General features: G+C 47.9%; 8 protein-coding genes. 5 read left to right on the plus strand and 3 right to left on the minus strand.

Translation table 11 applies throughout. The annotated features are described in order from the left end of the window. Positions 1-240: 240 nt before the first annotated feature. Positions 241-1,902, minus strand: a complete 1,662-nt coding sequence (locus ACTQ16_RS01810) for a nucleoside kinase (RefSeq protein ID WP_294969342.1) — start codon at positions 1,900-1,902, stop codon at positions 241-243. A gap of 171 nt (positions 1,903-2,073) precedes the next feature. Here ACTQ16_RS01810 and ACTQ16_RS01815 point away from each other — a divergent pair, with 171 nt between their 5' ends. Then, entirely contained in the window at positions 2,074-3,783 is a 1,710-nt protein-coding gene (locus ACTQ16_RS01815; protein ID WP_294969345.1) for a Na/Pi cotransporter family protein, read from the plus strand. A gap of 170 nt (positions 3,784-3,953) precedes the next feature. On the opposite strand, the gene ACTQ16_RS01820 is transcribed toward ACTQ16_RS01815, so the two are convergent. Next, positions 3,954-4,523, minus strand: a complete 570-nt coding sequence (locus ACTQ16_RS01820) for a hypothetical protein (RefSeq protein WP_294969348.1) — start codon at positions 4,521-4,523, stop codon at positions 3,954-3,956. 363 nt (positions 4,524-4,886) lie between these two features. Then, positions 4,887-6,155 (minus strand): serine/threonine-protein kinase, encoded by a 1,269-nt coding sequence (locus ACTQ16_RS01825; RefSeq protein ID WP_295346934.1) that lies wholly within the window; start codon positions 6,153-6,155, stop codon positions 4,887-4,889. A 125-nt stretch (positions 6,156-6,280) separates the two neighbouring features. On the opposite strand from ACTQ16_RS01825, the gene ACTQ16_RS01830 reads away from it, so the two are divergent. From ACTQ16_RS01830 to ACTQ16_RS01845, 4 genes are all read left to right on the plus strand, one after another. Then, on the plus strand, positions 6,281-7,276 hold the full coding sequence (locus ACTQ16_RS01830; protein ID WP_441935824.1) for an NAD-dependent epimerase/dehydratase family protein: 996 nt from the start codon (positions 6,281-6,283) through the stop codon (positions 7,274-7,276). Positions 7,277-7,325: 49 nt separating this feature from the next. Next, complete coding sequence (locus tag ACTQ16_RS01835; RefSeq protein WP_294969356.1) at positions 7,326-8,312, plus strand: phosphatase PAP2 family protein; 987 nt, start codon at positions 7,326-7,328, stop codon at positions 8,310-8,312. Between the two features lie 56 nt (positions 8,313-8,368). Then, positions 8,369-9,703, plus strand: a complete 1,335-nt coding sequence (gene miaB, locus ACTQ16_RS01840) for a tRNA (N6-isopentenyl adenosine(37)-C2)-methylthiotransferase MiaB (RefSeq protein WP_441935825.1) — start codon at positions 8,369-8,371, stop codon at positions 9,701-9,703. A 151-nt stretch (positions 9,704-9,854) separates the two neighbouring features. Next, complete coding sequence (locus tag ACTQ16_RS01845; RefSeq protein ID WP_295346931.1) at positions 9,855-11,708, plus strand: ABC transporter ATP-binding protein; 1,854 nt, start codon at positions 9,855-9,857, stop codon at positions 11,706-11,708. Positions 11,709-11,743 lie beyond the last annotated feature (35 nt).

An 11,743-nucleotide genomic window follows, 5' to 3' on the forward strand; every position in this document is an offset into this window, starting at 1 on the left:
TATATCAACCACTTACGCCCAAGATGTGAAGAGTGAAGAGTAAAAGCGAAAGTAGCGTTTTATTCGCAGGAATACGATGCGGCAACGCTTGCCTTCAAAATTTCCTCACGACATAAAAAATTACGCCCGGCAATGGCACAATATTGCCCCAGCCGAGGGCAATATTGTGCCATAACCAGGCAAAATGTGGAATGAGGCTTACTTCATTTCCAAAGAACGCCTTTTTCTTTCTCCAACCGCCTAATAATGGAAAGAACTTCCGCCTAGAAATTCTCGCAATAGGGAAGTTGGAGGAAGATTATTGTAAGGGATTCCCTTGAAATACTTCAGGAATTTCAGCAGTCTGTAAGCTTCCGCATATTCCTCGCAGTTTTCCGGAACCTGCTGCAGCAATGGTTCTACCTGCATCTTGAGCACGGACAGTTCATAGAGCATCGCCGTATTCAGCATCGCATCGGCATTCTCCTGGAACGGGAATATCCATTTGTTCTCGCCAGCTCTTACCGATGGCCAGCGGTGAATGGTCTCCTGAGCCGATACACCTCTATATTTATAGTCGCGGATGATGCGGCGCAGCAGACGGTTGTCGGTTGTCGGAATATAATTATGATTATCCAGCAGGATGGTAGTCAATGCCGAAGCATACACGCGGTAAATCTGCTCTTCCGGAATATGCGCCGTCAGCTCTGGGTTCAGGGCGTGGATTCCCTCTACCACCAGCACATTGCTAGGCTCCAGCTTCAGTTTCTTTCCGCTCTTGATGCTCTTGCCCGAAGGAAAATCATATTTCGGCAAATCCACCTCCTCACCACGGAAGAGGGCATTGAACTGGTCGTTGAGCAAATCGAGATTCAACGCATAGATGCTCTCAAAATCATATTCTCCATTCTCATCCTTCGGAGTCTTATCCCTGTCCACGAAATAATCATCGAGCGAAATCTGCAACGGTTTCAGTCCGTTTACGGCAAGCTGAATGCTCAGGCGCTTGCAGGATGTTGTCTTACCGGAAGACGAAGGACCGGCAAGAAGCACGAGCTTCACACCCTTGCGCTGGGCAATATCCTCAGCAATCTTAGCCAGCTTCTTCTCCTGCAGTGCCTCGCTGATATTGATGATGTCGGTAGCATGACCGGCTTCGATAGCCTGATTGAAGTCGCCCACGGTTCTGATACCCAGGATTTCCTGCCAGCGATGATGCTCCTTGAAGATGTCGAACATCTTGTCCTGCCGGGTCATCTCGCCCAGCTCGTCCGGATTCTTGAGCGAAGGAATGCGCAGGAGCATGCCGTCATAATACTTCTCCAAGCCGAAGAGATAGAGCTGGGAGGTATTGGTGAGCAATGTTCCGTAATAATAATCCACGTATTCACCTATTTTATAATAGGTAGTATAGATAGAGCCCGAAGTCTTGAGCAGTTTTACTTTTTCCACATCTCCCTTTTCCTGAAACAGGGTGATGGCATCTTCCGTAGGAACGGTGAACCGGCGAATAGGCATCCGGGCATCGATAATCTCCTGCATGCGGCAGCGGATGATATTCACATCCTCATCCACAACCGGCCGACCGAGACGGATATCCACATAAAAGCCGTTGGAAACCGGAATATCAATCACCACATCTGTAGCCGGATAGATATCCTGCACCGCCTTGCAGAGTACGAAGAAGAGGGTGCGGGTATAGGCACGGGAACCTGACGCAGTTGTCATATCCAGAAATTCTACATCCTTACTGTTATATACACGATAATGCATGCCCTCAACCTTATTATTTACCCTTGCAGACACCGGTCCGTGGGTCATTTTGAGGTCAAATGAAGAAAAAACATCAAAAAGTGTGCTTCCAATTTCGACTTTCTGAGTTTTTTTATTATTTTTGCAACGGATTTGAATTACTTGTTTCATTTGCATTAAAAAGATGTTACAAAGTTACACAATCTACTGCCCGTCCAGCCCTTCCTGAAGACTGTTCCGGGTCATCAACCTACTCCCCGGAGAGGAGCACGCTTACAGAGCGTAAAGTTACGAAGAAATTCGGATACTTCTTGTTTTTGACAACATTAATTAAGTTATAATATGTCTATTTGGATATTTTTCAGGCTTATTGGAGCACTCGCCCTACTTATGTTTGGTATGAAGACCATGAGCGACAGTTTGCAGAAGATGGCTGGACCTCAGCTCCGCCATGTGTTAGGAACGATGACCACCAATCGTGTGACGGGCATCCTCTCGGGTACGCTCATCACAGCTGCGGTGCAGTCTTCTACGGCTACAACGGTGATGACGGTATCATTCGTCAACGCAGGTCTCCTTACCCTCGCCCAGGCTATTTCGGTCATCATGGGTGCCAATATCGGAACCACGCTTACCGCCTGGATCATGAGTGCCGGCTTCTCGTTCAACATCACCGACTTTGTATGGCCTGCATTCTTCATTGCCATTATCCTGATTTACAGTAAGAAGCGCAAGATTATCGGCGACTTCATCTTTGGTATATCCTTTATGTTCCTTGGTTTGGGTACTCTTCGCCAAACCGGTATTGATATGGACCTGGCTCATAACCAGCCAGTTCTGGAGTTCTTCTCCAGCTTCGACCCTCACAGCTTCCAGACCACCATCACCTTCCTGCTCATAGGTAGTATCCTGACCATGTGTGTGCAGAGTTCGGCTGCCGTCATGGCGATTACGATGATTCTCTGTTCCACCGGCGTACTGCCTATCTATCAAGGTATTGCGCTCGTAATGGGTGAGAATATCGGTACCACCGTAACTTCCAACGTGGCAGCACTCACCGCCAACACGCAGGCACGAAGAGCGGCGATGGCGCACATGGTGTTCAACATCTTCGGTGTGCTGTGGATACTCTGCGTGTTCCGTCCGTTCATCCACCTGGTTTGCGGTTGGGTAGGTTTCGACGATGCCATGGAGAAGAGCGATCCTCATTTCGTTGCCAACGCAGCCAAGCTCTCCTTCGTGCTTGCCGCCTTCCATACCACGTTCAATCTCTCCAACACCTTTATCCTGGTATGGTTTGTCCCACAGATAGAGAAGCTGGTATGCAAGATTATCCGTCCTAAGAAGAATGCCGAAGAGGACGACTTCCGTCTGCGCTTCATCCAGAGTGGTATCATGAAGACTCCGGAAATCTCCGTTCTGGAGGCTCAGAAGGAAATCCACAGTTTTGCCGAGCGCATCCAGCGCATGTTCGGCATGGTGAAGGAGCTCCTGGGAGAAACCAATGAAGACAAGTTCGTAAAACTCTACACCCGCATCGAGAAATACGAGGGTATCTCTGACAACATGGAGATTGAGATTGCCAAGTATCTCGACCAGGTGAGCGATTCTCATCTTTCTGACGAGACCAAGGCAAAGATTCGTGCCATGCTCCGTGAGATTTCTGAAATCGAGAGTATCGGTGACAGCTGTTTCAACATCGCCCGCACGCTCAACCGCCGTTTCAAAGGCAAGGAAGACTTCATCACTTCGCAGTATGAGCACATGCACCAGATGATGGAGCTTACCGACAACGCCCTCACCCAGATGAACATCACTCTCGTAGGTCACAAGGGGGACAACGATGCCAACCTCTCTTTCAACATCGAGAATGAGATCAACAACTATCGCAACCAGTTGAAGAGCCAGAACATCAACGATGTAAACAACCATCTCTACACCTACGCCATCGGTACGATGTATATGGACATCATCCAGGAATGCGAGAAGCTCGGCGACTACGTGGTGAACGTAGTGGAGGCCCGCATGGGTGTAAGACAGCATGAGGCATAACACCTCTTTATATATATCAGAAAAAGAGGGTGTGTCATAAGTCTATGATACACCCTTTTTTACTTCTGTATAGTTCCCCGCACTTCACGGAAAACGACAAGGGTCTATATGCCACGATGAAAAGGTGGCGTATAGACCCTTGATTATATATGGTGAAAGAACCGTACAGTTTATCCTTCAAGAACTTTCCACTTGATGCCTCCATTCTGTCCTGCCACATAGTTGCAGAGAGGAATGCCGGGATGGGTCAGGTTGGAAAGATAAAGAGGCTCATCAGCCACAAACTGGTGGCAGGTAAACGTATCCCCTGCAGCCAGTTTGCTGTTCAGCGATTCCATCACCTTGAAATTGTCATTTCCCAGATACTTGATGGTAAGAATACGGCCGGGCTGCCAGGTCAGTCTAACCAGATCATTTACGACAAGAGCATCAGCAATCAGCTTGCTCTTGATAAAGAATCGGCTGGAAGCAACAGCATCCTTACTCTCTACGAACGCATTCCAGCTGGGATATCCCACCATGCGGGAGAGCAATTCCAGATTGAACCTGCTCGGATTGCAGGAACATGCCACATATCCCCACAGACGCTTCAGCGTGCTCACCGAAACCGTTTCCTGGGTATAACCCTCTATCTGTCGGGAAAGGAAATCAAAATCCCTTGGTGAAACAATCTTTCGTCCCACCAGCGTTTCGACCTCATTCTTGAGTCTATCAAAATCTTCTTTTTTATAATCTTCCATATTATATATTCATCTATTTGCTTTTTACAGATTGCAAAGATAAGCAATATTTGCCGTTTTTCCCACAAAAAATGTACCTTTTATTGCAATAAACTGAAATTGAACCGTTTTGAACCAATCCACTTTCGTTCTTTTTATGTATTTTTGCAACCAGAAAGTAAAGATTGATTTGGGAGATAAAATAAAATCTGAAAGCGTATTTATAGTCATTTGAATCATTTTCTATGAACCCAGGATATTAGAGCAGGACAGATATAACATCCCTGCGGTCTGAGATTCTATATGAATCTCAAACCATATCCTTTTAACAAAGAAATGGCATCCCCTCAAAACCAGGGAGTGCCATTTTTAATTTGATCGTTGTCATTTCTCAAACTCCACAATATAAGTAAAGCGCCCCCACGGTGAACGGCAATAAGCATCTTTGCTACCCTTAGGAACATAGAGAACAATCTTCCTAAAACTAAGAGCCTCAAAGATATCATCCATCGTCACCTTCCAAAGTGCATTTCCCAACCTAGGTGGCGTCTTGCTACGGAAATATATACTCTCCAGATTAGGACTGCCAGCAAAGATATGTTTCATCACGTGCAACTTGGGATTATCTGGCATCACGACCCGCTTCAGGAAAGGATGCACAGCAAAAGCACTATCCTCCAACTCATCTACACGATAACTCACACCCTGATATTTCACGGTAGCAGGAATCTCGATGACAGAATCCCGGTCATTGGCAGCACTTACTGTAACCAAACCGCCACCCCACGACTTATATTCCAGGTTGCCAACAGTAAACTGAGCAACCACATCGTATAGTATCTCTGGCTTTACCACCTTATTATATAAAACAATACCTGATGTACCCAAAACTAAAAAAGCGAGAAGACAGTTTAAAGCTATTAGGCGACGATGAAGCGACTGAATATGCATCCTTAAAGCTAACACATTAGGATACCGATACTCTAAAGGAAGAAAACATCTCTTGACAGCCCAACGGCAAGACCATCCCAGCCGCATCTCCTTCAAGATGACTCCCAGACTGTAGATATCATTGCGCACATCAGGCACACTCTCTTCCTGCTGCTCAGGCGAAACATACCCTTCGGTACCGGCAGGGCTTTTCAGAATGGTATAGCTGTCGGCATCAGAGAGCCCGAAATCAATCAACTTGATCGTACCTCCGTTACGGGCTATCATGATATTGGCAGGTTTCAGGTCGCGATGCACAATCTGCTGATCGTGCACATACTCCATCACCAGCAAAAGCTGGTGGGCAATCTGCCGGCGCTCCAAACCGGAATGCTTCTGGGCAAGCCACTCATCAAGCGTCACGCCATCTATCCATTCCATCACGATACACCTGCCGTATCCCTCAACTTCTTCCAACCCCTCCACCTTCACAATACCGGGATGGTCAAGACGGGCAAGGATGTCATATTCCTTCTGCTGAAGCTGCAGGAAGGTAGAATCATGACACACATCAGGCTTCAACGATTTCAATATCCACCACTGACCGTTGCGCTTGGCACGAAGCAGGACATTAAAACCGCTGGTAGAGAGCTCGGAGATTTCCGTGAATCTATCCGAAACTGCATCTACAGGAGACAATATAAAACCTGATACTTGCGTCATAAGTGCAAAGATAATACTTTTTGTGAAGAAACAGAAGAATTTAAAATAATTTTAGCATAACATGGCGGATAACTCATGAAAAAATAGTATCTTTGCACCCAAAATTGCAATTTTATTAATAATTAATGAAGATTCTAGTAACGGGTGCGTCGGGTTTTATCGGCAGTTACATCGTGGAAGAAGCCTTGCGACAAGGCATGGAAACCTGGGCGGCAGTACGCCCTACCAGCAGCAGGAAGTATCTGCAAGACGAACGCATCCATTTCATCAATCTCAACCTTTCTTCAGAGGAAGAGTTGGAGAAAGAACTCGCCCCGCATGAGTTCGACTATATAGTGCATGCAGCCGGTGCTACCAAGTGCCTGCATGCAGAAGATTTTCATAGGGTTAACACAGAAGGAACCAAACACCTGGTGAATGCCATCCTGCATCTTGGAATGCCTATCAAGCGATTTGTCTTCGTCAGTTCGCTCAGCATCTTCGGAGCCATCCGTGAGGAGAAGCCTTATCAGGAAATCTGTGAGAATGATGTGCCTAGACCAAACACGGCATACGGCAAGAGCAAGCTGGAGGCAGAACGCTATCTTGACAGCATCGGCAACAACTTCCCCTATATCATCCTGCGACCTACTGGCGTGTATGGTCCTAGAGAAAAAGACTATTTCCTGATGGCAAAGAGCATCAAGCAGCATATTGACTTTGCTGTAGGATACAAGCGTCAGGACATCACCTTCGTGTATGTTCAGGATGTGGTGCAGGCTGTTTTCCTTGCCCTAGACCATGGTATGAACGGCAGGAAATACTTCCTCAGCGATGGCGAGGTATATCAGTCGGCTGCCTTCAGCGACCTGATTCACAAGGAATTGGGTAATCCGTGGATGCTGCGCATCAAGGCTCCTATCTGGGTGCTGCGCATTGTCACCTTCTTCGGTGAATATATCGGAAGGTTAACAGGAAAGATGTCGGCTCTGAACAATGACAAGTACAACATCCTGAAACAGCGCAACTGGCGATGTGACATCGAGCCAGCCATGGACGAACTGGGCTACCACCCTCACTATCCATTGGAAAGAGGCGTGAAACTCGCCATCAAGTGGTACAAGGATAACGGATGGCTGTAAAACATATCATAAAGTTCAATGTTCAAATCTCAAAGTTCAAAGTAACACCGTGATAAAAGATTATTTTAAGATAGAAAAGAACCCCAAGAAGGGGCTCCTACCACTGGAATGGGTGATGCTGGGATATATGGCTGTTACTGTCATTACCATGCTCTTTACCTATACCAAGCTGGTTAACCCGGAAGAAATGCTTTGGGGACGACTGAGGGTTCTCGCCATGACTGCAGCCCTATGGGCAGTTTACAGAATGGCACCTTGCAGGATAACCAAGATGGTAAGAATCATGGCACAGATAGCTCTGCTTGCCTGGTGGTATCCAGACACTTACGAAATCAACCGGATGTTCCCCAACCTGGACCATCTTTTCGCCGGCTGGGAACAGGACCTCTTCGGATGTCAGCCTGCCCTGCTCTTTGCCAAGGCAATGCCATGGGCAGTAGTGAGCGAACTGATGTCGATGGGCTACTTCATGTACTATCCGATGATAGCAGTTATCGTACTCTACTATTTTTTCTGCAGATACTATGAGGCTGAGCGTGCATCTTTTGTGGTGCTGGCTAGCTTCTTCATCTATTATGTCATCTACATCTTCGTACCGGTAGTAGGACCGACGTTCTATTTTGATGCCGTGGGAGCCAGAGACATCGCGCAGGGAATCTTCCCGGCAATGGGCGATTACTTCAACAGCCACAGCAACTGTCTGCCAACACCAGGCTATACTGATGGTATATTCTATCAACTCGTAGAAGATGCCAAGGCTGCTGGCGAACGTCCTACGGCAGCCTTCCCTAGTTCGCATGTAGGTGTAAGTACCGTCATCATGCTGTTGGGCTGGCATACGGGCAAGCACAAACTGGTTTATACGATGTTGCCATTCTACATTTTCCTGTGTCTGGCCACCGTTTATATCCAGGCACATTATCTCATTGATGCTGTGGCAGGACTCGTTTCGGGCGTTGTTCTCTACTTCGCCCTGATGGCAGTATCCAAGCACATGATAGAAAACAACTCATCATCCCGATTGAGATTCAGATAAAGACAGATACATATATATAATAACAACATTAATTTGAATAGAATTCATCTAGAACAATGAAGAAACTATTTATTGAGACTTATGGCTGCCAGATGAACGTGGCAGACAGCGAGGTAGTTGCCTCTGTGATGCAGATGGCAGGCTACGAGATTTGTGAGAAAGAAGAAGAGGCTGATGCCATCTTCCTGAACACCTGCAGTATCCGCGAGAATGCGGAAAACAAGATTTATCATCGCCTCAACACCCTCCATGCAGAGCAGAAGAAGGGCAGAAAGGTGATTCTCGGCGTATTGGGCTGCATGGCTGAGCGCGTGAAGGATGACCTCATCCAGAACCACTATGCCAACCTGGTCTGTGGACCAGACAGCTATCTCAACCTGCCGGATATGATTGCGCAGTGCGAGATGGGAACCAACGCCATCAACATCGAACTTTCCAAGACCGAGACCTACCGTGACATCGTGCCTCAGCGCATCGGTGGCAACAGAGTGAGCGGTTTCGTAAGCATCATGCGTGGTTGCAACAACTTCTGCCACTACTGCATCGTTCCTTATACCCGTGGACGTGAGCGCAGCCGTGATGCCGAGAGCATCCTGCGAGAGGTGCGCGACCTGCACGACCGTGGTTTCAAGGAGGTTACCCTTCTGGGACAGAACGTAAACAGCTATGGTCTCTCTCCATCGGGCAAGCGTGAGGAAGGCAGTCTTTCCTTCGCCGAACTCCTGCACATGGTAGCCCAGGCTGTACCCAACATGCGTGTACGCTTCACCACCTCTAACCCAGAGGATATGACCGAGGACATTCTCCACGCCATCGCCGATGAGCCAAATCTCTGCAAGCACATCCACTTCCCTGCACAGAGCGGAAGCAACAAGATATTGAAGCTGATGAACCGCAAATACACCCGTGAGGAATATCTGCAGCGCATCGCCGATATCAAGCGCATCATCCCTGGCTGCGGCATCACCACCGACATCTTCGTGGGTTATCACGACGAAACCGAGGAAGACCATCAGGAAACCCTCTCGCTGGTGAAGGAAGTAGGCTTCGACAGCGCCTTCATGTTCAAGTATTCAGAGCGCCCTGGCACCTACGCAGCCAAGCACCTGCCAGACAACGTTTCTGAGGAAACCAAGATAGCCCGCCTCAACGAGCTCATCAAACTGCAGACCGAGGTGAGCGCTGAGCAGAACAAGAAGGATGAGGGCAAGGAATTCACCATCCTCATCGAGAACTTCAGCAAGCGTAGCCGCGAACAGATGATGGGCCGAACCGAGCAGAACAAGGCGGTAGTCATCGACAAGGGCAACCACCACATCGGAGAGTTTGTAAAGGTCCGCATCACCGGCTCTACTTCTGCTACCCTCTTCGGAGAGGAAGTAAAAGAGTAAGAATACTCCCTCTAAAAGAGCTAAGAATGCTTCTTCAGAAAAAGAAGCGAAAATATACCCAATCGCTCTTTGAAGAAGAAAAAACAAAGAAAACCAAAAGAAAACCGCTAAAAATTTGGCGGTTTTCTTAAAAAGCACTATATTTGCACCTATGAAGGAATTTTTGCAAATCTTACGCCGATTCGTCCCTCCATACAAGAAGTATCTGGGGCTCTCTGTTCTGTTCAATATCCTGTCTGCGGTATTGAACATATTTTCGTTTGCAGCCTTGATACCAATCCTGCAGATTCTGTTCCAGGTAGACGGTGGTATCCGTGCCAATGACTACATGGAATGGGATGGAAGTTTTGATACCGTCAAGGAGGTAGCTACCAACAACCTGTATTACTATATCCAGGAGTTTATCGTGGCACATAGTGCCTCCTTAGCCCTTCTGGTCATCGGCTTGTTCCTTGCTTTCATGACTTTCCTCAAGACGGGAGCCTACTTCCTGTCTTCAGCCACCATCATCCCTATCCGTACAGGTATCGTCCGCGATATCCGCAACCAGCTCTATCAGAAGATCACCTCGCTTTCTCTTGGTTTCTTCAGCGAGGAGCGCAAGGGAGATATCATCGCCCGAATGAGCGGTGACGTGCAGGAGGTGGAGAACAGCATCATGTCTTCACTCGACATGCTCTTCAAGAATCCTATCCTGATTCTCTTCTATTTCATCACGCTGATCTGCATCAGCTGGCAGCTCACCCTCTTCACCATCATCTTTGTACCACCATTCGGCTGGTTCATGGGATTCGTGGGCAAGAAGCTGAAGGCAAAAAGTACAGAAGCACAGGCTCTCTGGAGCGATACGATGAGTATGGTGGAAGAAACCCTGGGCGGATTGCGCATCATCAAGGCTTTCTGCGCAGAGGATAAGATGAACTGGCGCTTCAACCAGGTGAACAGCAGCTATCGCGACAACATCATGCGCGTGAACATCCGTCAGCAGATGGCTCACCCGATGAGCGAATTCCTGGGAACCATCCTTATCGTAGTGGTATTATGGTTTGGCGGTATTCTGGTATTGGACTATGGAAGAATCGATGGTCCTACCATCATCTTCTATCTCGTGATGCTCTACAGCATCATCAACCCATTGAAGGAATTCTCCAAGGCGAGCTATAATATCCCGAAGGGATTGGCAAGCATGGAGCGTATCGACAAGATTCTTCAGGCAGAGGTAGAAATCAAGGACAAGGAGAACCCTGACCATATCGCCAGCTTTGAGCACCAGATAGAGTTCCGCCATGTATCCTTTGCCTATACCGACCATCAGAACGATGAACTGGTTTATGTATTGAAGGATATCAACCTCGTGATTCCTAAGGGAAAGACCATCGCACTGGTGGGACAGAGCGGTAGCGGAAAGAGTACGATGCTCGACTTGATACCTCGTTACTACGATGTACAGGAGGGCGAAGTGCTCATCGACGGCATCAATGTGAAAGACCTTGCCGTGCACGACCTCCGCCAGCTGATAGGTAATGTGAACCAGGAGGCAATCCTCTTCAATGCCAGCTTCAAGGACAACATCCGCTTCGGCAAGACCGATGCTACCGATGAAGATATCGCCAATGCGGCAAAGATAGCCAATGCCTACGAGTTCATTACCAAGTCGGAACATGGTTTCGATACCGGAATCGGTGATCGTGGCGGCAGACTCTCCGGTGGTCAGCGCCAGCGTGTAAGCATCGCCCGTGCCATCCTCAAGAATCCTCCTATCCTCATCCTCGACGAAGCAACATCGGCTCTGGATACCGAAAGCGAGCGTCTGGTTCAGGATGCCTTGGAGAAACTGATGAAGACCCGTACCACCGTGGCTGTAGCCCACCGACTGAGTACCATCAAACATGCAGACGAGATTTGCGTACTGCATGAGGGAAGGATTGTGGAGCGTGGTACACACGACGAGCTGATTGGAAAAGACGGATATTACAAGAAGTTGCACGATATGCAGCAGGTGTAATATAACTGAGAATTAATAATTAACAATAAATAGTT

Source organism: Prevotella sp. LCP21S3_D2 (genome assembly GCF_052118345.1).
Classification (GTDB): Bacteria; Bacteroidota; Bacteroidia; order Bacteroidales; family Bacteroidaceae; genus Prevotella.

Bases quoted from the DNA above. Each gene is read 5' to 3' on its own strand.
- ACTQ16_RS01810 (WP_294969342.1), bottom strand. From the start codon at position 1,902: ATGAAACAAGTAATTCAAATCCGTTGCAAAAATAATAAAAAAACTCAG.
- ACTQ16_RS01815 (WP_294969345.1), top strand. From the start codon at position 2,074: ATGTCTATTTGGATATTTTTCAGGCTTATTGGAGCACTCGCCCTACTT.
- ACTQ16_RS01820 (WP_294969348.1), bottom strand. From the start codon at position 4,523: ATGGAAGATTATAAAAAAGAAGATTTTGATAGACTCAAGAATGAGGTC.
- ACTQ16_RS01825 (WP_295346934.1), bottom strand. From the start codon at position 6,155: ATGACGCAAGTATCAGGTTTTATATTGTCTCCTGTAGATGCAGTTTCG.
- ACTQ16_RS01830 (WP_441935824.1), top strand. From the start codon at position 6,281: ATGAAGATTCTAGTAACGGGTGCGTCGGGTTTTATCGGCAGTTACATC.
- miaB (WP_441935825.1), top strand. From the start codon at position 8,369: ATGAAGAAACTATTTATTGAGACTTATGGCTGCCAGATGAACGTGGCA.
- ACTQ16_RS01845 (WP_295346931.1), top strand. From the start codon at position 9,855: ATGAAGGAATTTTTGCAAATCTTACGCCGATTCGTCCCTCCATACAAG.